A 22,307-nucleotide genomic window follows, 5' to 3' on the forward strand; every position below is an offset into this window, starting at 1 on the left:
AAAATTATATAGTTTCCAGCTTCAAATGAACAGAATCTACTAGCTTCTTATACCCAATTTCCTGATAAATTTTATTGGAGGTTGGATTGAGCATATCTGTATACAACACACAAAACTCAAATTCCTTTAATAACTCTTTACTCCCTGCCGCAACCACAGTTCTTCCATACCCTTTTCCTCGTTTTTCTGCTGGTGTAAAAACAAGTGAAACCGTAACCCCTTTTTTTGTTGGCCTAGCCTTTTTCATCATGGATACAACTTCCCCTTGGTTTTCCCAAAGAAAGACTTCATTACCCTCTAACATTTTATTCACTCGTTTTTTTATTTCTACTGGAGCTGTCGTTGATAATCCAGTATCGCGTTCAAACTGGCTATACCATTTCTCTATTAGAAGTGCATCGTTAAGAGTTGCGTAACGCCATGATCCTGGACTCATTTTAAGGGACTCCTCTACTTGGTCCAGTCTATAAAGTCCTTGATCCATCATGAAAGAGTATGTTCCTCCTGTTTTTTCTTTCCACTTTTCCGCAAACATAATAGCCCATTCCTTTACACTGATGATGGATTCTACTCGTATGGAATGTTTAATCAATTCTGCGGTACATAAGTCAATACAAGCAGATATATGCTTTTTATCTACAAATACAATATTTAAGGGATGAGGAGGGGTCATTTGAAAAATTGCTAATAACTCACCTTCCTCTTCAATAGTTGCCATGTAAGGATTATTGTATGCACCAGCTCTTATCCCGTTTAAAACACCAAGAAATAAGCTGAACTTATCCTCGTTTGTTTCCAAAAAAGGTGTTACTTTGCCCGCAAATTTCTCTACACTTTCATAATGCTGAAAATTCATATAATTGACCTCCTCTATATCTTTGTATGTTAATATAACTTAAAACACTAAGGAGGGGTATACTTTTATGAAAGTTGTATCAATTCGAGACATCCATATAGGAATAGGTATTCCAAAAGTCATTGTTCCCCTTATAGGAAGAACAATAGAAGAGCTTCTTTTAGAGATAAAAAGCCTACAAACTAACTTCGAAATTATTGAATGGCGAGCTGACTTTTTAGAGGAAATTGAAGATATTACTAAAGTAAAAAAAACACTATCCACATTGCGAGAAGTACTATATCCAACCCCTCTTCTATTTACTTTTAGAACACATCGTGAAGGTGGAAGTAAAATAATAGAAGACTCCTACTACGAAACCCTTCTAGTAGAAGTGATGAAAACAAAAGAAGTTGATTTGATAGACGTGGAGTTGTTTTCCCCGAAAGTGACGGAAATAATGCAAGCAGCAAAAGGAACGGACCTTTTCATCATTATGTCTAATCACGACTTCGAAAAGACTCCTGCCAAGGAAGAAATCATATGGAGACTTAAAAGAATGCAAGAGTTAGATGCACATATACCTAAAATTGCTGTAATGCCAAACAATCCAACAGATGTTCTGACATTGCTAGATGCAACCTACACAATGTACTCCTTATATGCAGACCGTCCAATTATTACTATGGCTATGGCTTCTACTGGTGCAATTAGTCGACTCGCTGGAGAAGTTTTTGGCTCCGCCGCAACATTTGGTTCTGGCGTAGCTTCTTCTGCTCCAGGGCAAATTCCAGCCGTTGACCTTAAATATATTTTAGGGTTAATACATACAAAACAAGAGTAGCAGCTGTTCTCATTGTGCAGGAGTCACCACCGGTAATTAGAAATTCATCATTAAATACTAATAAAACCCCACCCTTTTCTACTAGAAAAGGACGGGGTTTTGTTTATTTTAATATATCTAGGATTTCTTCTGATACATATGTTTTCTTATCTTTTAACACCGGTTTTTCTAAAAATAATTGTAGGCTCTTATTGTAACTAAAAGCTTTTGTATCGCGAAAAATCTGGAAAGAACTGTTGCCTTTTAAAAGTGTCACTAACTTTTGCGTAGAAGTAGAATAGCTTTTTACTTCATATCCAAGTTGCTCTGCTACTTTACGAAGCGGAATCATTTTTGTCCCATTTTGTATAAAGTGATCATTTTCAATAATATGTTTTAAATCAGGAGAAAGATAATTTAGAGCAACAACCTTCAATGGAGTTGTTTGGTCGGGTACGCCTTCCATCCCTCTTTTAGTAACAGCATAAAAGACAATAAGCTCTTTTTCCACTAAATCCTCCTGAGTTATTACTTCGTTTTTCTCATTACGCAATTCAGTTTCTTCGGAAATAGTTAACTGAAGTTCTCGATCTAAACTAATCATATCTTGGTCAAACTTCGCCACTTTCACAAAACTAAATTCTTCTTTGCCAGGAACAAAGAGAAGTTCCGGAGTTATTTGTGCTGGATAAATTAAAATCATTGGCTTGTTTTTATCATAATCAGCCTCTATTTTCTGCCCTATTTGGAAAGACTCTTTTTTAACTGTCTCTGCGTTTTTTCCTTTAAACAATCGTACATTTTTATCAAGTGTGAAGATAGTCGTAATTGGCTCATCCTCTTCTGTCACTACCGTAAGCGCTAACTTATTTTTATCGTTTGTTATTTCTGTTATAACACCTGAAAATTTTATGAAGTCGGACGTATCACTAACTTCACCAGGTGAGGACATAGCTACTATTTTAATAGGAGATGTTTGAGCAGGAATGCTTTTAGTAGCCATCGTATAGAATACAATAAGCTCTTTTCCGCTTAAGTCTGCTCTTGCTATTTTTTCTCCGTCGGTATTTTCTAGAATTGTTTTGTCATCTACATTCAAATTCAATTCATTGTCTAAACTACGAAGCTCTTCATCAAATTTCCCTACTTTAACAGAACCGAATGTTTTAGCATCATGCACAATAACTAATTCGGGTGAAATTTGTGCTGGATATATCATAATCATCGGTTTATCTTTATCATAATAGGCGTCTATTTGTTGACCTTTTTGAAACGCCACTTTTTCCACTTCCTTCGTGGATCCACTACTGTATACCATTGTTTCATCCGTTACGTTGTAAAAAGTAATCTGCGGCTCTTTACCATTTGTTTCTACCGTTAAAGTAACAGTTCCCTTTTTTTCTTCCACTTTTGTTATAACCCCGGTTGCTTTTATAAAGTTAGTCGTTTCTACTTTTGCTTCATCACTTTGTGCAAAGGCAGAACCTTGGCTCCATACAAGCCCGAACATTAAAATCATTACGAAAGCTCCGTATATTTTCTTCATCCAATCACTCCTCTTTTTTCTTCTCTTTCCATTTGACGGAGTAATTTACAAAAACGTTACAAATTAAATGAAACATTCTTTAAGTTGTTTCGTATAAAGTTTAAAGAGAAAAAAGATAGGAGTTTGAATATGACGTTATCAATAAGCCAAGTAACTAAGAAATATCAAGACTTCGTAGCTGTTAACAGTTTGTCCTTTACAATTGAAAAGGGAGAAATATTTGGACTGATCGGTCAGAATGGTGCCGGTAAAACTACAACATTTCGTATGATTTTAGACTTACAGGAAACAACTGAAGGTAGCATTATGTGGAATGGCCAACATATAAATTCCATTAATAGAGATATTCTAGGCTACTTACCTGAAGAACGAGGCATCTTTCCTGCCATGACTGTGGAAGACCAACTATACTTTTTTGGCGAGTTAAGAGGAAAGCTTAAAAAAGATCTAAAAAAAGAAGTAGATTACTGGATTGATCGTTTTGAATTAGACGATAAGCGAAAAGCAAAAGCAGAAACCTTATCCAAAGGAAACCAGCAAAAAGTCCAATTAATCGCAAGCTTTATACATCAACCAGAGTTCCTTATATTAGATGAGCCTTTTAGTGGCTTGGATCCAGTAAATATGGATTTGCTAAAGTCTGCAATTCTAGACCTAAAGCATAAAGGAACAACTATATTATTTTCTAGTCACCAAATGGATAATGTCGAAGAGCTTTGTGACCATTTATGCCTACTAAAACGTGGCGTATCCTTGTTTACTGGAAGTTTACTAGATTTGAAGAAACAATACGGAAAAACGAAGTTAACTATACGTACAGAAATTCCTAAAGAAGTACTAGCAGGACTACATGGTGTACGAGATGTTCAAACAGGCAGAGATCAATACACACTAACACTTGAGGATGAATCGTATGCACAGCCTATTTTTGACTATGTATCTAATGGCAAATACATAGAAAAATTTAGTTTGGATTATTTATCATTAGATGAAATATTCAAAGATAAGGTAGGTGCTAAGCATGTCTAAGTTCTGGTTGTTAGTTAAGCAACTTTACGTTCAAAAAGTCAAAGCAAAATCATTTATATTTTCTATCATTTTATATGTGGCGGTGATCAGTGGTGTTATGTTCTGGTCAGACATTAAGGAAGCATTTTTCCAAGAAGACGCACTACAAATAGCTCTTATTAACGAAACAGATGTGGAAATTGAGGCATTATTTGAGTCGACTAGCGATCTAGAATTTAGCTTTCCAACCGAGGATCTTGAAAAGGTAGAAAAACAAGTAGTTGACGGGGACTTTGCGGCTGTCATTTTCGTGGAAGATCAAGATAATTCACTCACAGCAGAAATTGCCACCTTCGAACCGCTGACATTTAATGATCAGCTAAGCCTTTCTTCTACCCTTCAATACGCTGGGAAAATATATGAAGTGCAGCAGCTAAATTTAACTGCAGAAGAAGCGGATAAAATTCTGCAATCTGAAACTATCATTACGATGAAAAATCTGAATGAACAATCTGTCTCAGGTAAAAGTGAGGATGAGAAAGCTGCTGGAATTGGTGCTTCCTTTTTAGTAGGTTTTCTAATTTATTCATTTGTTATGACCTTCTTATCGATGATTACAACGGATGTTGCTTCCGAAAAAGGTTCGCGTGTTCTCGAAGTTTTACTTGCTAGCGTGAAGCCAGCTACACATTTTATGGCGAAATTAACTGGAACGTTTCTTTTAGCGTTAACACAAATTGGAGGATTATTAATCGTTCAAGGGTTGTTATTCGCATTTATTGACGGAGGCTCAAAATGGGATGTTGTACAGGAAATTGCCAATGAACTATCTCTTGCATTTATCGGATATTCAGTAGCCTTTTTATTGATCACAATCATTTTATATTTGATATTGGGTGCATTATTAGGGTCGTTAGTATCCAAAGTAGAGGAATCGAGTCAAGCTATGATGCCAGCGATGATGGTTGGAATTATTGGTTTTTACGTGCTAATCTCTGGAATGGCTAGTCCTGATACGATGCTCATAAAAGTATTCTCCTATATTCCGTTTACGTCGGGTATGGTCATGCCACTACGAATTGGCGCCACTGACATATCTACATTCGAACCAATTTTGTCCATGGCTATATTAATAGTAACTGTAGTTCTTATGTTCCTACTAAGCTTGTCCTTCTATAAACGAAGTGTACTAACTTATAGTAGTGGAGGAATAATCCAAAAAATTAAGACCGTGCTTAAAGTAACAACATAAGAAAAGCGTCGCAAAAGTTAAAACTTTTGCGACGCTTTTTTGTGTATACAGTTGAAGTGATATAGGTAAAGTAGTGCATTTTTTAAAGTTAATAATATAGACCTATTACCTAATTATCGTCACGCATATGGAAATTTACAGTATTCCTTTGAAATTTCACAAATAAATCTTATTTTTTTATTATTAATACTATTCTTAAATAATCTTATTGACCTACCAATTAAGACATATATAGTATATAAGTAGCAAAGAAATATTTTGCAGATCATATTGGAGGAAACTACTATGTCTATTAAGACAAAACTTTATTCTGGCTTTGGTATTTTGGTCGCTATCCTCATACTAACTTCAGTTTTGGCATTTACTCAGTTAACTAAGGTTGACAATCAATATTCTAATCTTATTGAAGATAGAGTATATAAACTACTTCAGGTAGACCAAATTTTAAATGCTTCATCGTTACAAGGTGTATACATACGTTCATATATCCTTGACCCCTCGGATGAAACGTTAAAAAACTTAGAAGAACAAAAAAATCTTATTCACGAGAAATCGAAGGAATTAGAAGAGTTATTTTATGATCAAGCCATGCTAGACCATCTTAAGCTGTTAGAGGAAAACCAACTTAAATTCGAAGAAGCCTCAGACGAAATCTTAACTACCTTCTCAACGAACGATTTAGATTCTGCCGTTCAATTATTAGCTGATAAAGCGCGTCCTGCTAACGAAGCAATCGAAAGTGCGGTAAATGCAATCGTAGACTTTCAAACAGCTGAAGTTGACAAGGTCAACCAAAAGTCTACAGAGACAGCTGCGTTCAGTAAGTTACTTATCATAGTTATCGCTATTATCGCTACTATTTTTGCCACCGTAATCGGAATATTTATTACTTCCTCAATCACTCGTCCAGTTAACCGTTTAGCTTCTGCAGCAGCAATTATTGCAGGAGGCGATCTAAGTCAAGAGGACGTTGTTGTTAAAACAAAAGATGAAATCGCTAAGTTAGCTGATTCATTTAACTTAATGAAAAAGAATCTCCATGGTCTTATTGCTAACGTATCAATCAATGTACAACAGACAACTGCAGCTTCAGAAGAGTTAGCAGCAAGTACAGATGAAGTTTCTATTTCTTCTAACGATGTTGCTACGCGTATAGAAACTATGGCTGAAGGTAGTAGTCATTCCGCTGAAATGGGTATAGAAAGCTCTCTAGCAATGGATGAAACTGCACACGGTGTACAAAGAATTGCTGAAGCGACGCAAAGTCTTCACTCGAAAGCTATTGATACGCAGACTGTTGCAACTGACGGCGAAAAAACATTGAAAACTGCCGAGGAGCAGATGGCAGTTATCCAAAAATCTTCTCGCGAAACAAGCGAACGTATTAAGCAGCTAAGTATTCAATCAGCTGAAATTGAAAATATTACAAAAGTTATTACAAATATAACCGAACAAACAAATTTATTGGCATTAAATGCAGCTATTGAAGCGGCTCGTGCAGGTGAACATGGTAAAGGATTTGCAGTAGTCGCAGATGAAGTAAGAAAACTTGCGGAGGAATCGAAAAACTCTGCTAGTCAAATTACAGAGTTAACTACTTTGATCCAACAGGATACAAAACTAGTGGAAAATGCAGTTAACATTACTGTACAGAATGTAGATCAAGGAGTTAACTATATTCAAAATGCACAAAGAGCATTTGATAATATTATGGGCTCGATACAAGAAATGTCTTCTCAAATTGAAGAGGTCTCTGCTTCAACTGAGGAAATCTCTGCAAGCACAGAAGAAGTTTCTGCTTCCGTTAATGAAATGTCTTCCGCGGCAACTAATGCAGCTGAACAATCTGAAATGATTGCTGCTGCTGTAGAGGAGCAAACTGCAACTATCCAAGAGATCACTTCCGTTGCGAAGTCTTTAAGTGAAGGTGCAATGGTAGTTCAGGAAGAAATTAATAAATTTAAAATTTAATTAATATACTAAAGACAATCGTTAGGTGTGAAAAACCTGTGCGATTGTCTTTTTTGATACAATTTTCCACCTCTTGCATAAAATAATGGATGAAAGAAGGGATGCATATATGTGTGGAATTACTGGTTGGATTCATTTTCAAAGGGATTTGAGAAACGAATTATCAGCAGTTGCTAAAATGACGGAAACCTTAAAGAAGCGTGGCCCAGATGACGATAATATTTGGAATTCTCCGCACGCCATATTTGGACATCGCCGTTTAACAGTAGTAGATCCAGTCGGCGGAAAGCAACCGATGACTAAAACCTATCATTCTAATGAATATACACTTACGTATAATGGAGAATTATATAATACAGAGGATCTCCGAAGAGAATTATTGAAACGTGGGCATAGCTTCTCTGGTCATTCAGATACAGAGGTATTATTGACCTCCTATATAGAATGGAAGGAAAATTGTGTTGACCATTTTAATGGAATATTCGCATTTGCTATATGGGATGAGTCGGAGCAAAAAGTGTTTATAGCGCGCGATCGCCTTGGAGTGAAACCACTTTTTTATACAGAAAAAAACGGGGGCTTCCTATTTGGTTCTGAGCAAAAGTCGCTCTTTGCCCATCCTGCTATTTCCCCTATCATTAATAGAAATGGTCTAGCCGAAATCATTGGATTAGGTCCCTCACGTACCCCTGGTTCTGGCGTGTACCAGGATATACATGAATTACGCCCTGCCCATGCACTCAGTTTAACTCGCAACGGCATTCGGACTTGGCGTTACTGGAATGTAGAAAGCAAGGAACATACAGATTCTTTAGATGAAACTACGGAAAAGGTTCATTCATTAGTAACCGATGCTGTAGAAAGACAACTTGTATCAGACGTTCCCCTTTGCACATTCCTATCTGGAGGTTTGGACTCCAGTATTATCACTTCAATAGCAGCCAAATCCTATTCTCAGGATTCCAAATCCCCACTGCATACGTACTCCATCGACTATCAAGATAATGACCATCATTTTAAAGGTAATACTTTTCAACCTTCAAGCGATCTTCCATGGATACAAAAAGTGACGGACCATTTAGAAACGGACCATCATTTTTCTATTATTACCCAACAAAAACTAGCAGAGTATTTAAGAGAGGCTGTTCACGTAAGGGATCTTCCAGGCATGGCCGATATCGATTCTTCTTTACTATGGTTCTGCCGAGAAATAAAACAGGACTTTACGGTAGGTTTATCTGGAGAATGTGCGGATGAAATATTTGGTGGCTACCCATGGTTTCACCAAATAGGAAACGCAGAAAAAGGGTTTCCTTGGATACGATCTACTAGTGAACGCTTCCAGTTATTGAATGATAGTTGGCAAGGTAAATTAAATATTGAAGAATATGTACAAAATGCATATGACACTACTTTAGCTGAAACTCCTCTTTTGGAAGGCGAATCAGAAATTGACGCAAAAAGACGCGCATTATTTTATATGAATATGACGTGGTTTATGACGACCTTGTTAGATAGGAAAGATCGTATGAGTATGGGGGCTAGCTTAGAGGTGCGTGTACCCTTTGCGGACCATCGTCTGGTAGAGTATGCATGGAATATTCCATGGGAATACAAGATGGTCGGCAATCAGGAAAAAGGCATATTACGAAAGGCATTTGAAGGCAGTCTGCCATTTGATGTACTTTATCGTAAAAAGAGTCCATACCCAAAAACACATAATCCTGTTTATACAGCTATTGTGAGTAATTTGTTGAAAGAGCAATTACAAGACAAAAACTCTATTCTACACGAACTGTTCCAAAAGCAACGCTTAGCTGATCTTGTCGAATCCAACGGAGAAGCATTTAAAGTACCATGGTTTGGCCAGTTAATGTCTGGACCGCAGCTTCTGGCATACTTGGTACAGATGGATATTTGGTTTAAAGAATGTAATGTTCAACTAGTGGATTAAAAGATACTAACCAAATAGAATGGAATGTATTTACCGGCTCCTTGAGTAAGTGCATAATGAAAGCAAGCAAATTAAAAAGGATTTACTCTGTACTAAACAGAGTAAATCCTTTTTAGTTTGAAATTTTACGGAAATAGGCATCTATAAATGGAACTAGATAGTCTATCACAGCTTCATCGGGACTGAGCTTCGGATGATGCAGTCCATATGATGAGTTAACTCCAGCCCAAAATAGCAGGCCTGGTATTTCTTGAAGGAAATAACCAAAGTCTTCACCAGTCATAGCCGCATCACATAAAATGGCATTCGTTGCTGAATGTACTTCCGCATAGGCTAAAAACTCGTTCGCAAGTAGCTCATCATTTTTCACCTGATAGTAGGACGAACCGTAGTCTATCTGAACAGAGCATTCAAAAGCAATTTCTGTCGCTCGACAAAACGACTCGATCTTCTCTTTAATAATCGCCATCGTATCTGCATCCATCGTACGAATAGTTCCCTCTAGCCTAGCGTGACCAGAAATAATATTTTGTACTGTTCCAGAAGTGAACTTCCCAATCGTAAGAACCGCTGGGTCCATAGGATTGATAGAACGACTTACAATCGTTTGTAATTGCAATAATAGTGTAGCTGCTGCAACAGACATATCTCTCGCCTGATGCGGAAATGCCGCATGCCCTTCCTTTCCAATTACATCAATAAATAATTCAGATGTATTAGCAAAAAGTAAACCTGGACGAGTGGCTACTGTTCCAACAGGATATTCAGGTGCTACATGAAAGGCAAATATTTTATCGGGCATTAAAGTCGTTTGTTCTTCTTTTAACCACTCTCGCATTGGAAGTGCACCTCCGGGACTTTCCTCTGCTGGTTGAAATAGAATAACTACATGATCCTTGATAGGGTTTTCTACTAGTTTCCTAAGTAAACCAAGGGCCACCGTCATATGAACGTCATGACCACAAGCATGCATTTTACCAGGATGGCTAGATTCAAATGGAAGTCCAGTCACCTCCGTAATCGGTAGACCATCTATATCCGTCCTCCAACCAATAGTTTGTGTAGGTTCTGTTCCCTCTACTTTTACGACAATCCCTGTTTTCCAAGTAATTATGGTTAGTCTATCTTGTGGAAGCGCACGAATTTGTTCCAATAAATAACTTTGTGTTTTTACTTCTTCAAAACCTAATTCAGGTATGCGATGTAAATCTCTCCGAATATCTTGTAAGGTTTTCATCAGCCACCAACTTACAACTGACGTAATTCTTGCATGATTTCCGTTTTCGATCTTGTTTGATCATCTATTTCTTTAATGACTTTTGCAGGTGCTCCTACAGCTACCGTATATGGAGGGATATCCTTAGTAACGATGGCACCCGCAGCTACAACTGCACCTTTACCAACTCTACATCCTTCAAGAACTACCACGTTCGCACCAATCATTACGTCATCTTCTATAATTACCGGAGTTGCAGAAGGTGGCTCAATTACCCCCGCTAACACTGCGCCAGCACCAATATGACAGTTTTTCCCTACAGTTGCGCGTCCACCTAGAACTGCGCCCATATCAATCATCGTACCTTCACCAATAACTGCACCAATATTAATAAGTGCGCCCATCATAATAACACTATTATCTCCAATACTAACTTGATCTCGAATAATTGCACCTGGCTCGATACGTGCGTTTATCCCCTTCAGGTCCAAAAGTGGAATAGCGGAGTTACGACTTTCATTCTCCACGACTACATCATCAATTTGATTTTTATATTCATTTAAAACGGATTCAATTTCAGACCATTCTCCAAATAATACTAGAGAATTTCCCTCCCCAAAAACTTTTGTATGTTCCCCGAAAGAAATCTGATCTATGCCGTTTCCTTTTATGTATACTTTCACTTGTGTTGATTTTTTAGCGTGTTGAATATATGAAATAATTTCATGTGCATCTAATTGTTTCATTCTCCATACCTCCTCAAATATGTATTCATTCTACAGGATTTTTTATTAAAAATCACGAATTTAAATACATTTCACGAAATATAATGTAAAATTAATATTTTCAATTAACTCTTTCCATATGTCACTTGTTTCTACCCGTTTTCTAGGCAAATCAGGTAAAAATATGCTATAATTCAATTAACAAATTTGAAGGGACGATGGGTGGACTATGATTATATAATCTTATTTCTTGCATAATATTCGCTGCTTCATGCAGAAAAAATATTTTATACGCAAACGGAAATAGGATTAGTCTGCCCATTATTCTTACAATACGTACGGTATTCTCTACATAGCACTGAATATGTAGTGTTTTTCGTATATGCTTTATGGTCAGCAACATCCTTCCGTATTATTCGGAGGGATTTTTTTATTCCTCCAAAAGGAGTTGTTTGTATGACACTATTAGGAAAACTAAATGATATAAGCATTATTTTTGGCGACGATGTAATCTTAAAGAATGTAAAAGGAGATATACAAGCAGATGTAGTTATTGGAATTGTTGGTGGAAACGGACAAGGTAAGTCTTCGTTACTCACGATTCTTTCCAATGAAGTCCTTCCTACTAGCGGAAGGGTGGAATGGATCGGAACTCCCCCTTCTATAAGCTACTTTCAGCAAGAAGATGAGCACTTTAGTGAAAAAGAAGATGAAATTGATAAGCTAGCCGCTTTAAGTAAATGGACTGTTCCAGAAGGAAGAGAATATGCACAACTGAGTGGCGGCGAAAAGATGAAAAGAAGATTATCTCGTGCATTCGCAGAGAATTCTCAAGTCTTACTTTTAGATGAACCAACAAATCATTTGGATCAGGAGAGCTTATCCTACTTAAGGAAACAGATTCTCACTTATAATGGCACGATCATTCTAGTTTCTCACGATCGGTACTTCTTAGATGAGGTAGCGGATTATATTTGGGAAGTTGAAAATAAAAAACTGACGGCATACGCTGGGAACTATTCGACTTATAGGGATAGAAAAGCAGAAAAAATCCTGACACAACAAAGACTTTATGATGCGCAACAATCAAAAATACAGCAAGTGGAAAGGCAAATTACCGAACTGAAAAACTGGTCATCCAAAGCACATGCGGATTCTACCAAGCATGAATTCAACAAGGAGTATTATCGAGTTAAAGCTAAAAAAATGGATGTGCAAATACGCTCCAAAAAGAAAAGGCTAGAACTGGAACTTACTAAAAACACTGTCGATAAACCTGATAAAGAAAAAGATGTGTCTTTTTCCATTGAAGGGAACAAGAAAAAAGGTAAACGCATCATCGAAGTAAAAGGTCTTAGAAAAGACTTTAAAAATAGCACCCTCTTCCAACCTACTTCTTTCACCATACAAGCTCAAGAACGCGTAGGGTTATTAGGTTCTAACGGTAGTGGAAAATCAACATTTTTTCGCATGCTATTAGGAGAAGAAAGTTATCAAGGAGATCTTTGGAAAACCGAATCTATGAATATTGGCTATTTACGCCAAACCGTGTTCGACTTACCTGAAAACCTAACACCATTTGAATTTTTTGGACCGACTGACTTTGAGATAAGAGGACTTATCCAAACACTAATGACTAACTTAGGCTTTTCAAAAGAACACTGGACACGGCCTATATCAACAATGAGTATGGGAGAGCGGGTGAAGCTGAAGCTAATGGAGTTCATGCTCGACCAAAAAGATGTCTTACTATTAGACGAACCAACAAACCATTTAGATCTCCCTTCTCGTGAACAGTTAGAAAAAACACTGTCTACTTTTCCAGGCACTATTTTACTTGTGACACATGACCGATATTTCTTAGAAAAATTAACAAATAAATTGCTGATTTTTGAAAATGAATCGATTCGAAAGGTAGAAATGAACTATAACGAATGGATGCGTAGAAACAATGAGTCTTCACTTGAAAAACAACTCTTAACACTAGAAACGGAACGGCAGGCAGTTCTCGGCAAACTCAGTTTCCTAAAAAATAATGACCCTAAGTATAGTGAACTCGATGTACAATTCAATGAACTAACTAAGAAAATAAACGACTTAAAAAAGAAATAATATAGAAGGCAGCTCCTATCTTTAAGTTACTTTTATTGTATTTGTCGTTTCAAATCACATCTTATCAATTTCCCAGGAAATATGATTATATATGTCCCTCTATTTACTTTCATGGACTATCAACATATAATAATATAAAATCCGATAAGAAAAGTAGGTTTTAAAATGAAAACAATTCCTAAACCACTTGTAATGCTCAACCAATGGACTATTGTTTTATCTGTAATCATTGCTCTTCTAACTCAATCTGCATGGATATTACTTATTCCGTTAGTTGCAAATTTATCCAGTCTATTAACAGGTTTCCATCCAATTCTAGTTGTAGCCAAAAGGTGGTTCTTGTCTAAACCTGCCTCTCAATATATTCAAGAAGATTATGCACAACTAAGATTTAATCAGTGGCTGGCAGTTGGTTTCTTGTTAGTAGCTACAATTAGCTTCTTTCTAAACTGGTCGTTATTATTTAATATCGCAACTATTATGGTTGGCCTTGCCGCTTCCATTGCAATAGCAGGATTTTGTATTGGTTGTTTCATCCGATTCCAGTTTCAACAGTGGAACTATCGTAGAAAGAAATCGGTAGCTTAACCAGAAGGACAGAAACGCCTAGGTAGCACCAGAGCTAAACAGACGCTGGCTTCGCTATTAAGAAAAACAGCCTTTCCATCGAAAATGGAAAGGCTGTTTATTTGTCTTCCAATCCGAACATTTTTAATATGTTAAATACCTCCACTAACACTAATGAGATCTAAAATCATATTTTTCCTTTGGGACATTTAAAGTATGATTATTGATAATTACTGTATCATTATCCACCCAAGAAATTTCTGCATCTTCTTCTCTATAATTCCAATATATATTTTTGGTTTTCCCATTTTTTTCATTGAAAACGAGTTCTCCACGAACTGCATAGGAAGTAGTAGCTCCGCCGTTTGTAACATAGGCTTTTAACGTGAATTTCCCATCTGGTGATGACTCCTCCACTAAAAATTCTCCTTTCGGTAGACTTTCCATACTAACAAAAAACGTATAAAGGAAGATTCCTAATAGAACTAGAATCAACGTAATAGGTATACTTGTTACGAGGAGAATTACTTTTACTTTTCTGTTCATCCTTCTCTCCTTTTCCCATAATAATTAGTTCTTACAATTGAAATAATAACTAGTAAAATTGCTCCAATGAAAGCTAGAGTAATAACATTATCTATTCCATATTTGTTTCTAGCGTATTCTCCATCTCTTGTAGCTTGAATATATGTTCCATCGTCCTCCTGTATAGCAATGGCTTCCTCCGTATTTATCCCTTGGATGCTATAATACTTCGTCCCTTTTGGATAGACATTGGAGAAATTCCCAGAATAGGTTCCTTCCCTATCTGAATACTTCGTTACATGACCAATTTCTCTATCTACCTCTTCGACTTTTACATCGGTGATAACATATACGTAGTCATCCCACACAACAAATGCATACGCCCAACTTGCTGAAGACTTATTTGGAAATAAAATTGATATAGAAAGAATAAAGACAATAACAATTCGAAGAATTATTTTACTATTCAAGTAATAACCCCCTCTTCACATTGGACGTATTTGTTAAATTTCTGTTCCATCACTCAAATAAAAAAGCTGATCCAAAGTAGAAAACTACGTTGGATCAGCTTTTTTCACTTTTATTCTCCTAAATCTACATTATGGTAGACTTGTTGAACATCTTCTAAATCTTCAATAGCATCAATCATTTTTTCAAATTGCGCTTGAGCGTCTGCATCTAATGCAATATCGTTTTGAGCAAGCATCGTTAGTTCTGCAACTGTAAAGTCTGTAACTCCTGAAGCTCTGAGTGCTTCCTGTACAGCATGGAATTGATCAGGATCCGCATAAACGATTACTGTATCTTCCTCTTCTAAAATATCGCGTGCGTCAACGTCCGCTTCCATCAAAATTTCCAGAACGTCATCAGCCGTTTTTCCTTCTAAACCAATAACGGCTGTTGCATCAAACATATAAGCAACTGAACCACTGACACCCATATTACCACCATTTTTACCAAATGCAGCACGTACATCGGATGCTGTGCGGTTTACGTTATTTGTAAGTGCATCAACGATTACCATTGAACCACTTGGTCCAAAACCTTCATAACGAAGCTCATCGAAACTTTCTTCGGATCCACCTTTTGCTTTTTCAATCGCTTTATCAATAATATGCTTAGGCACACTGTATGTTTTTGCACGTTCCAATACTACTTTAAGCGCTTGGTTAGATGTAGGATCAGGCTCACCTTGTCTTGCAGCAACATATATTTCACGACCAAATTTCGCATAAATACGACTAGTATTAGCGTCTTTGGAAGCTTTCTTTTCCTTAATATTATTCCACTTACGACCCATAAGTCCCACTCTCTTTCGCTAAGCTAAGTTTTATACTGTAACATTATACATGAAACCCTTATAAACTAGCAAAATAAATACATTAACTTCCATTAATATACTATTGATTTGGATATAATTCTTGTATAAATGCTATGGCATTTCTAATCATTTCCTTCAAAACATCTTCATTTATATCTTCGACTTTATTTATATACACGCATGATTTTCCCGCTGTATACTTTCCCAGTCGTTTAAGTGTTTCATCTCGCGTCGTCTCTCCCGATGCAATATACAAACTGTGCTTTGCTTTTCTCGGCGAGAAGCCCACTAAAGGAGCATCCCCTTCGTGACCTGAAGCGTATTTATAATGATAAGTTCCAAAACCTATAATGCTCGGCCCCCACATTTTAGCCTCATAGCCTGAAGTCTGTTCAAAAATTTTTAAAAGCTTGTAAGCATCTTCTCGTTTTTTCGGATGATCGACAGCCTCTATAAATTCAATTACATCAGCATCTGTTTCTTTCATCTTAGCTTCGTATTTAGCCATTTTTTCTATCCCCAATCTATAACTACTTTTTATAATAAGCCCGTGATACGAGGAGTCCAACCACGCCTAGAACTAAAAATAATAATGCCTTAATAGCTACAGAGACAAATGAAATATCGAATAATATAATTTTTGCTAACGTTACAAATAAAATACTGACACCGACGTATTTACCTTGAGGCAACGAAATACGATTAAAGACCATAAATAAAATAGCGGTGATAATCCACAACGAACTAGTAACGACCCGTTCCATATTGCTTCCACTATCCCCAGAAACTAAGACAGCAATCATGTGCAAGTAATATAGAAGCATAATTGCAACAAAAGATACGCCGATATTTAAAATAGTTTTATCTTTAAATAGCCTTGTTAACAAATAGATTCCATACCCAGTACCTATTAAAAACACTGTCCAGTGTAGCATTTCCCAGGATACCCAGCCCGTAATAGAAAAAGATAGAACTTTGTAGAAAGCCACGATATAACTAATACTCAAAAGAATAAGGTGTAATATATGTTTGAACTTTTTATAGATGAAAAAGTAGATGAAGATAAATCCAATAATTCCTTCAAATAATAAATTGTCTATTTGAAGTTGCATTATATTTAGCAAAGTAACAGATGCATTTGCGATAAAAATAGGTGCTCGAACAGAGTCCTCACGATATACATAATAACAAACCCCATAGATGAGAGTAATAATGGTCATTAAAACCGTTGCTTCGTTATCTGTGAATATTATACGAATCCATATAGCAGTTATAAGCATAATGGAAAATAGAGTGTATGCTTGTTCTTTTAGCATCTGATTTGTTTTCAAAAGAATAGCCAATAATACACCATGTTGTACGAATATAGGAAGCATTGCGATCCATTTATATCCATCAGGTACGTTTGTAAAAATAAAGAATATTAATATTGCTACCTGTAAGAAAACGATCGAAATAAAATATAATACCTTGTAGGAATATTTTAAGGCAATCCATAAAAATACCGTAAAAAGAACTGTTTCATATACAGAAAATAAAGGGATATTCGGTGAAGTACTCTTTATCAAAAATGGAACAAATACGCCCCCTACTATAGCAACAATACCGATCCCTTGCGAGCGGTATTTAAAAGTAAGAAATACCCCTAATATTATCCACATAAGATTGAGAATAAAAGCTATGGTTGGTCCAGATATATCATATAGTTGATGCATTGCAAAAGTGGTCAACATTAGGATCGGAATAGACCCACCAAGAAGCATATGCCCTAAATTCTTGCGACCTTTATTAATTTGCCATATACCTAACACGATTAATGCAAAACCAACAATGTACCCAATAATTACTTTTACGATTGGTTGTAAAAAGCCATAATCCGACACTGCTTTGAATCCCCAAATTACTCCCATTATAAATACGATAATAAATAAAGGGGGAAGTATTTTCTGAAAGATTAACACATCCCATTCCACAGGTTCCTTCGCTTGTTCTTGTTGTTGAATGACAGGTCGATGAGGTGGTGAGGTAGATGGTTTAATATGTATTTGGTCTTCTAAAAATAGAATCCGTTTCTCTAACTCCTCTATTCTCTTTTCAAGAAGTTCGCTCTTCTCCATTCAATCCCTCCTTTTTGAATAATATGTTCTACTCATACTATTAGACAAACATTCAAAATATCCTTTAAACAAAAACCCACTCTTCCATACCTCTTCTTTGTCTTCTTTCATATATAATATAAAATAACTTAATCTTTATAGGATGGTGAGAAAAAATGAGAGATCGTGGAGCAACTATCATTATTGAAAACGGACGAGTAGCACTCATTAAGCGCACGAAACCTCATATGACTTATTATGTATTTCCTGGTGGGGGATTAGAAAAAGGCGAAACTCCAGAGCAAGCAGCGATCCGGGAAACATTTGAAGAAATTGGGGTACATGTAAGAATCCAGCGCCCCTTTAAAATTATTGAACAAAGCGGCACTCAACATTTTTTCCTAGCAGATATAATTGGAGGGAAATTTGGACCAGGTATTGGAGAAGAGTATACGGATCCTTCTCCTCATAGGGGTGGCTATGAACCAATATGGTTGGATGTTAAAGAGCTTTCCTCTTTGGATGTTCGTCCTAAAGAAATTATCGAGCTAATTACAGAAGAATAGGCAGTCCCATAAAAGCACAAAATGACAGGATTGCCTCTATGTATTCCACTAAGATACATATAAGGAGTGAAGTCAATGGGGTGGGTAGAGTCGATTCAACAGGCCATAAGCTATATAGAGGATCATTTACTAGAGGATTTATCTATGGAACAAATTGCTAAGGAAGCTAATTCTTCTGCTTTTCATTTTCAACGGACGTTTTCCATCTTAACGGATATGTCCCTAGGAGACTATATTCGAAGAAGACGACTAACTTTAGCTGCACAAGAACTGCTTAATACGGACAATAAAATAATTGACGTCTCCTACAAATACGGCTACGACACTCCTGAATCATTCACAAAAGCGTTCCGTAAACAACACGGAATTACGCCTAGTGAAGCAAGAAAAAATATAGGGAAAATAAATTCCTATAACCGCTTGATCATTCAGGTAAATTTAAAGGGGGCAGAACCAATGAAGTATAAAATTGTCGAAAAAGAAAGCTTTCAAGCTGTTGGAGTGAAAAGAAAATATAACTGTAAGAATGGAGAAAATACACAGGGTATTCCTTTGTTTTGGAATGATGTACATGCAGATGGAACAAATGATTTATTATTTCAATTAAACAACGGAGACATTGAGGGTGTACTCGGTGTTTGTGTTGCAGACGCAGCTTATCGAGAGAATAGCTTAATTGATTATTGGATTGCAACAGATTATGCAGGTGAAGTACCGGAAAACTTATCAGCTATTACAATCCCTGCTTCTAAATGGGTTGTATTTGAGGTGCACGGTCCGATGCCAGATGCTATGCAAAATACCTGGAAACAAATATATGCGGAGTGGTTCCCCTCTAATCCATATGAACCCGCAGGGACACCGGAGCTAGAAGTGTATTCCGATGATGATCCTTCTAGCGAAAACTGCTATTCAGAAATTTGGATACCGATTAAATAATAGGAACGATCTGCAGAGCACAAGTACTACTTAGTGAGTCATGTAGCAGTATACTTTTTTCAATATAAAACCCAAAAAGCCTCATCCTAAATTAGGACGAGGCTTTAAGTTTATTGAAATAATTCAGGATACACTGTTTTAGCAATCAATTCTACTGCTTCACCAATACGAGGCCCTGGTCGAGAAATAACGTCACCATCTACTAAAAAGACTGAATCGTTTTGTACGGCTTGTATTTTGTCCCACCCTGCACGAGATTTAATCTCTCCAGGTGCATCATCTAAATAATTTGCAGTTGTTAAAATAATTTCTGGGTTTTTGACCGTAACATCTTCCTCTGACACACTGATCCAACCTTCTTGATCGCTAAATACATTGTCGACCGATGCTGCTGCTAAAATTTCTTGTTGGAATGTTTTACTACCAGTTGTATAAATATCTGGAGATGGGCTAATTTCATAATATACCTTTTTTAATGGGGTAGCAGATTTTACTCTTTCTTGAACTCCTTGAATAGTATCCTGAATAGAAGAAATAACTTCTTGCCCTTTTTCTTCAATGCCCATTACGGTAGCCAACTGCTCGATATCTCCGTATACATCTTCAAAAGAAGTTGCAGACTCAATTACAAAGACTTTTAATCCGGTATCTTCCAGAAGTTGCAATGCTTCTTCTTGGCCAATTGTATACGCTATTACTACATCTGGGTTCAGTTCTGTAATTCTTTCCGCATTAAATGCAACTGAATCAGATACTCGCTCTATTTCGAGTGCTTCTGCAGGATATGTATCATAATCTGTTGCTCCTACAATTTTATCGCCTACACCTAAAGCAAAAAGAATCTCTGTATTGCTCGGTTGAAGAGAAACAATCGTTTCGGGTACTTCTTCAAATGTAATTTCATTTCCTACATCATCAGTTACTGTGTACTCTTTTACTTCTTCTACTACTTCCTCTTGTTTTTCCACAGTTGTCTTCTCTTCCGCAGAACACCCTACAAGCAAGAATGAAAATAGCAGCACCGACAACCAATTAAATAAATAATCTTTCTTCATAGTATTATTCCTCCAGTTGTTTCTTTTTTCTCATTGGATATGATTTACTGACAAATTGAATTTCTTCCACTCCATGATGTTTGTTCACATAAACTGCCATCGCAAACAACACATTTGCTAATAACTGTGCATAGTCAAACAAAATCTCAGGAATTTCTCTTTCTAACGAAACTTTATGAAGAGCTCTAACTGACTTTTTTGCTTCACTTCTACAAACATGTAATTCACAAGCTGCAGTCGTACCCTGTGGTAGTACAAATATATCTACTCTACCCTTTACTTCCTCTACATAGAAATCGTACATATTACTTAGAATTTGTAAATCGCCTTCTGTAATGGCAATCTTCCCTCGAACAGACCCGTTTAAATGGTATGCCATTGGTGCCAAATACATCAGATCCTCGTAAATCTTTGGTATATCCTTTGTCAAAGAAGCTGCTAATCCAATACGAGTAGTCAACGAATCTGTACGGATTTCAAAATCTACAGTAGAAGGTGTTTCACGCATGAACGGATAGCAAATATAGCGAATATCTTTTTTCATTACTTCTCCTCATTTCCTTTTATTGGTGAATTTTCAAGCATATAACACTTTGTTAGTTAACAGCACAAAAAAAACGCCACCCAAATAAGGGCGGCGTGATACCTATTTAACGATAAAAAAACAGAAAAATAGAAACGTGCCGTACAATCCCTTAACTTCCGAAGAGTATCTATACGTTCAAGAAAAGGCTGGTCTCCTGGCTTATGCATCAATTTACTCTAAGAACCTTCCCATTGACTAGTCAACAGTGGTATTTTTCTTATTTCATCAGCATTTACAGTTGCGGAAACAGCTTCGGATTTTAACCGAATTCCCAAATTAAGCTAACAAGTTAGCACCTTTTCCCTGCGAAAATTATTCACTTACAATTAGTTTACCATAGCCATCTCCCTAGCAGGCACAATAATTTTCACGCATGTAAACTCACCAGTTTTGTGCTAATGTCAGTATATGAAAAAACTTATCCCGCTTTTAATATTACTTGTTATTGTATTTTTGGCATCAGGGCAGCCAGCTGAACAGCAATCTATGCAAGATGTCTTAAAAGCATGGCTTCCTAACAAACCATTAGAATCTTTTCTTCGTATTTTTCAAGTTCCATACTGGGGCATTCTCGTTTCTGTGGAAGAGCGTGGCTACTATGCTTTTGTAGAATTTTTGATAAGAAAAGGTACCCATTTTGTTTATTTTGGAATCATTGCTTTAGCCATTTATATTGCGTTACCTCCATTTAAGTATCGTAAAATTACAACAGTTGTGATCACTATGCTTCTTGCTGTTGCCGATGAATTTCGACAATCTTTCACAAGTGGTCGTACAGCTTCTCTTCAAGATGTCTTGTTGGATACAACTGGGGCTATTACTGCGCTATTATTAATGTCATTTTTTCAATGGTTCCAACAAAAAAACGTTGACCGATAAAGAGTCAACGTTTTTCACTTGTAAGTACAGTGTTGTCTTCAGGTAATGGATATTTCAAAGCATTTTTCTTCATTTTTTGCTGTGCAGCCTCTATTAAATCAATTCCGAGCACATCAGCAAATTGCAAAAGATAAATAAATACATCTGCTACTTCGTCAGCAATTGCCTGCTTGTCTTTTTTTATCGCATCCTCTGCAGTAACCCATTGGAAATGCTCTAATAACTCACTTGCTTCTAATGATACTGAAATAGCTAGACTACGAGCATCGTGATTTCCTCCCCAACCTCGTTCGTCCCGGAATCTCTTTATTTCTTCTGTTAACTCTTTCAT

22 protein-coding genes and 1 riboswitch are annotated in these 22,307 nt (G+C 36.6%); of the genes, 10 read left to right on the forward strand and 12 right to left on the reverse strand.

Translation table 11 applies throughout. The annotated features are described in order from the left end of the window. Positions 1–4 precede the first annotated feature (4 nt). On the reverse strand, positions 5–856 hold the full coding sequence (locus MHI47_RS17860; protein WP_340831736.1) for a GNAT family N-acetyltransferase: 852 nt from the start codon (positions 854–856) through the stop codon (positions 5–7). 67 nt (positions 857–923) lie between these two features. Here MHI47_RS17860 and aroD point away from each other — a divergent pair, with 67 nt between their 5' ends. Continuing rightward, positions 924–1,679 (forward strand): type I 3-dehydroquinate dehydratase, encoded by a 756-nt coding sequence (aroD, locus tag MHI47_RS17865; protein ID WP_340831737.1) that lies wholly within the window; start codon positions 924–926, stop codon positions 1,677–1,679. A 103-nt stretch (positions 1,680–1,782) separates the two neighbouring features. Here aroD and MHI47_RS17870 read toward each other — a convergent pair whose 3' ends face one another. Then, positions 1,783–3,204, reverse strand: a complete 1,422-nt coding sequence (locus tag MHI47_RS17870; RefSeq protein WP_340831738.1) for a stalk domain-containing protein — start codon at positions 3,202–3,204, stop codon at positions 1,783–1,785. Between the two features lie 129 nt (positions 3,205–3,333). On the opposite strand from MHI47_RS17870, the gene MHI47_RS17875 reads away from it, so the two are divergent. The 4 genes from MHI47_RS17875 to asnB all read left to right on the forward strand — a co-directional run bounded on the left by MHI47_RS17875 (position 3,334) and on the right by asnB (position 9,389). Continuing rightward, positions 3,334–4,233: an ABC transporter ATP-binding protein gene (locus tag MHI47_RS17875; RefSeq protein ID WP_093537446.1), complete on the forward strand. Its 900-nt coding sequence runs from the start codon at positions 3,334–3,336 to the stop codon at positions 4,231–4,233. Further along, entirely contained in the window at positions 4,226–5,464 is a 1,239-nt protein-coding gene (locus tag MHI47_RS17880; RefSeq protein WP_340763849.1) for an ABC transporter permease, read from the forward strand. Before MHI47_RS17875 ends, MHI47_RS17880 begins: the two co-directional genes overlap by 8 nt. Positions 5,465–5,749: 285 nt before the next feature. Next, positions 5,750–7,435 carry a methyl-accepting chemotaxis protein gene (locus tag MHI47_RS17885; protein ID WP_340831739.1) on the forward strand — a complete coding sequence of 562 codons (1,686 nt, stop codon included), beginning with the start codon at positions 5,750–5,752 and terminating at the stop codon, positions 7,433–7,435. 109 nt (positions 7,436–7,544) lie between these two features. Then, positions 7,545–9,389, forward strand: coding sequence for an asparagine synthase (glutamine-hydrolyzing) (gene asnB, locus MHI47_RS17890; protein ID WP_093537443.1), 1,845 nt, complete (start codon positions 7,545–7,547; stop codon positions 9,387–9,389). A 112-nt stretch (positions 9,390–9,501) separates the two neighbouring features. On the opposite strand, the gene MHI47_RS17895 is transcribed toward asnB, so the two are convergent. Further along, on the reverse strand, positions 9,502–10,626 hold the full coding sequence (locus tag MHI47_RS17895) for an N-acetyldiaminopimelate deacetylase (protein WP_340770693.1): 1,125 nt from the start codon (positions 10,624–10,626) through the stop codon (positions 9,502–9,504). Between the two features lie 11 nt (positions 10,627–10,637). Beyond that, positions 10,638–11,351, reverse strand: a complete 714-nt coding sequence (dapD, locus tag MHI47_RS17900) for a 2,3,4,5-tetrahydropyridine-2,6-dicarboxylate N-acetyltransferase (protein ID WP_093537441.1) — start codon at positions 11,349–11,351, stop codon at positions 10,638–10,640. A 435-nt stretch (positions 11,352–11,786) separates the two neighbouring features. On the opposite strand from dapD, the gene abc-f reads away from it, so the two are divergent. Further along, on the forward strand, positions 11,787–13,442 hold the full coding sequence (gene abc-f / locus MHI47_RS17905) for a ribosomal protection-like ABC-F family protein (protein WP_340831740.1): 1,656 nt from the start codon (positions 11,787–11,789) through the stop codon (positions 13,440–13,442). A 165-nt stretch (positions 13,443–13,607) separates the two neighbouring features. Beyond that, the gene (locus tag MHI47_RS17910; protein WP_340831741.1) at positions 13,608–14,030 is read left to right on the forward strand and encodes a DUF4395 domain-containing protein; all 423 of its coding nucleotides are present in this window, start codon (positions 13,608–13,610) and stop codon (positions 14,028–14,030) included. Positions 14,031–14,180: 150 nt separating this feature from the next. Here MHI47_RS17910 and MHI47_RS17915 read toward each other — a convergent pair whose 3' ends face one another. From MHI47_RS17915 to MHI47_RS17935, 5 genes are all read right to left on the reverse strand, one after another. Further along, the gene (locus tag MHI47_RS17915) at positions 14,181–14,555 is read right to left on the reverse strand and encodes a DUF5412 domain-containing protein (RefSeq protein ID WP_340831742.1); all 375 of its coding nucleotides are present in this window, start codon (positions 14,553–14,555) and stop codon (positions 14,181–14,183) included. Next, on the reverse strand, positions 14,552–15,004 hold the full coding sequence (locus MHI47_RS17920) for a hypothetical protein (RefSeq protein WP_340763860.1): 453 nt from the start codon (positions 15,002–15,004) through the stop codon (positions 14,552–14,554). Before MHI47_RS17920 ends, MHI47_RS17915 begins: the two co-directional genes overlap by 4 nt. Before the next feature lie 110 nt (positions 15,005–15,114). After that, positions 15,115–15,834 carry a YebC/PmpR family DNA-binding transcriptional regulator gene (locus MHI47_RS17925; protein WP_093537437.1) on the reverse strand — a complete coding sequence of 240 codons (720 nt, stop codon included), beginning with the start codon at positions 15,832–15,834 and terminating at the stop codon, positions 15,115–15,117. Between the two features lie 100 nt (positions 15,835–15,934). Beyond that, a complete protein-coding gene (locus MHI47_RS17930; RefSeq protein ID WP_340763864.1) occupies positions 15,935–16,363 on the reverse strand; it encodes a DUF1801 domain-containing protein in 429 nt (142 codons plus the stop codon). Between the two features lie 22 nt (positions 16,364–16,385). After that, entirely contained in the window at positions 16,386–17,972 is a 1,587-nt protein-coding gene (locus MHI47_RS17935; protein WP_340763866.1) for a DUF2339 domain-containing protein, read from the reverse strand. A 155-nt stretch (positions 17,973–18,127) separates the two neighbouring features. Between MHI47_RS17935 and MHI47_RS17940 the strand changes: the two genes are divergently transcribed. Both MHI47_RS17940 and MHI47_RS17945 read left to right on the forward strand, forming a co-directional pair. Then, complete coding sequence (locus MHI47_RS17940; RefSeq protein ID WP_340831743.1) at positions 18,128–18,517, forward strand: NUDIX hydrolase; 390 nt, start codon at positions 18,128–18,130, stop codon at positions 18,515–18,517. A gap of 75 nt (positions 18,518–18,592) precedes the next feature. Beyond that, positions 18,593–19,456, forward strand: coding sequence for an AraC family transcriptional regulator (locus MHI47_RS17945; RefSeq protein ID WP_340831744.1), 864 nt, complete (start codon positions 18,593–18,595; stop codon positions 19,454–19,456). Between the two features lie 110 nt (positions 19,457–19,566). Here the strand turns inward: MHI47_RS17945 and MHI47_RS17950 are convergent, their stop codons facing one another. Beyond that, the gene (locus MHI47_RS17950; protein WP_340831745.1) at positions 19,567–20,511 is read right to left on the reverse strand and encodes an ABC transporter substrate-binding protein; all 945 of its coding nucleotides are present in this window, start codon (positions 20,509–20,511) and stop codon (positions 19,567–19,569) included. Between the two features lie 4 nt (positions 20,512–20,515). Next, on the reverse strand, positions 20,516–21,055 hold the full coding sequence (locus MHI47_RS17955) for a hypothetical protein (protein WP_340831746.1): 540 nt from the start codon (positions 21,053–21,055) through the stop codon (positions 20,516–20,518). 169 nt (positions 21,056–21,224) lie between these two features. Beyond that, positions 21,225–21,412, reverse strand: a riboswitch (cobalamin riboswitch). Positions 21,413–21,505: 93 nt separating this feature from the next. Between MHI47_RS17955 and MHI47_RS17960 the strand changes: the two genes are divergently transcribed. Further along, positions 21,506–21,976 carry a VanZ family protein gene (locus MHI47_RS17960; protein ID WP_093537430.1) on the forward strand — a complete coding sequence of 157 codons (471 nt, stop codon included), beginning with the start codon at positions 21,506–21,508 and terminating at the stop codon, positions 21,974–21,976. 4 nt (positions 21,977–21,980) lie between these two features. Here MHI47_RS17960 and MHI47_RS17965 read toward each other — a convergent pair whose 3' ends face one another. Continuing rightward, entirely contained in the window at positions 21,981–22,307 is a 327-nt protein-coding gene (locus MHI47_RS17965) for a nucleotide pyrophosphohydrolase (protein WP_340831747.1), read from the reverse strand.

The sequence above is a fragment of the Psychrobacillus sp. FSL H8-0487 genome (assembly GCF_038008385.1).
Classification (GTDB): domain Bacteria; phylum Bacillota; class Bacilli; order Bacillales_A; family Planococcaceae; genus Psychrobacillus; species Psychrobacillus psychrotolerans.

Bases quoted from the DNA above. Each gene is read 5' to 3' on its own strand.
- MHI47_RS17875 (WP_093537446.1), top strand. From the start codon at position 3,334: ATGACGTTATCAATAAGCCAAGTAACTAAGAAATATCAAGACTTCGTA.
- MHI47_RS17880 (WP_340763849.1), top strand. From the start codon at position 4,226: ATGTCTAAGTTCTGGTTGTTAGTTAAGCAACTTTACGTTCAAAAAGTC.
- MHI47_RS17895 (WP_340770693.1), bottom strand. From the start codon at position 10,626: ATGAAAACCTTACAAGATATTCGGAGAGATTTACATCGCATACCTGAA.
- dapD (WP_093537441.1), bottom strand. From the start codon at position 11,351: ATGAAACAATTAGATGCACATGAAATTATTTCATATATTCAACACGCT.
- abc-f (WP_340831740.1), top strand. From the start codon at position 11,787: ATGACACTATTAGGAAAACTAAATGATATAAGCATTATTTTTGGCGAC.
- MHI47_RS17910 (WP_340831741.1), top strand. From the start codon at position 13,608: ATGAAAACAATTCCTAAACCACTTGTAATGCTCAACCAATGGACTATT.
- MHI47_RS17925 (WP_093537437.1), bottom strand. From the start codon at position 15,834: ATGGGTCGTAAGTGGAATAATATTAAGGAAAAGAAAGCTTCCAAAGAC.
- MHI47_RS17960 (WP_093537430.1), top strand. From the start codon at position 21,506: ATGAAAAAACTTATCCCGCTTTTAATATTACTTGTTATTGTATTTTTG.
- aroD (WP_340831737.1), top strand. From the start codon at position 924: ATGAAAGTTGTATCAATTCGAGACATCCATATAGGAATAGGTATTCCA.
- MHI47_RS17915 (WP_340831742.1), bottom strand. From the start codon at position 14,555: ATGAACAGAAAAGTAAAAGTAATTCTCCTCGTAACAAGTATACCTATT.
- MHI47_RS17955 (WP_340831746.1), bottom strand. From the start codon at position 21,055: ATGAAAAAAGATATTCGCTATATTTGCTATCCGTTCATGCGTGAAACA.
- MHI47_RS17885 (WP_340831739.1), top strand. From the start codon at position 5,750: ATGTCTATTAAGACAAAACTTTATTCTGGCTTTGGTATTTTGGTCGCT.
- MHI47_RS17940 (WP_340831743.1), top strand. From the start codon at position 18,128: ATGAGAGATCGTGGAGCAACTATCATTATTGAAAACGGACGAGTAGCA.
- MHI47_RS17935 (WP_340763866.1), bottom strand. From the start codon at position 17,972: ATGGAGAAGAGCGAACTTCTTGAAAAGAGAATAGAGGAGTTAGAGAAA.
- MHI47_RS17860 (WP_340831736.1), bottom strand. From the start codon at position 856: ATGAATTTTCAGCATTATGAAAGTGTAGAGAAATTTGCGGGCAAAGTA.
- MHI47_RS17945 (WP_340831744.1), top strand. From the start codon at position 18,593: ATGGGGTGGGTAGAGTCGATTCAACAGGCCATAAGCTATATAGAGGAT.
- MHI47_RS17870 (WP_340831738.1), bottom strand. From the start codon at position 3,204: ATGAAGAAAATATACGGAGCTTTCGTAATGATTTTAATGTTCGGGCTT.
- MHI47_RS17930 (WP_340763864.1), bottom strand. From the start codon at position 16,363: ATGGCTAAATACGAAGCTAAGATGAAAGAAACAGATGCTGATGTAATT.
- asnB (WP_093537443.1), top strand. From the start codon at position 7,545: ATGTGTGGAATTACTGGTTGGATTCATTTTCAAAGGGATTTGAGAAAC.
- MHI47_RS17950 (WP_340831745.1), bottom strand. From the start codon at position 20,511: ATGAAGAAAGATTATTTATTTAATTGGTTGTCGGTGCTGCTATTTTCA.
- MHI47_RS17965 (WP_340831747.1), bottom strand. From the start codon at position 22,307: ATGAAAGAGTTAACAGAAGAAATAAAGAGATTCCGGGACGAACGAGGT.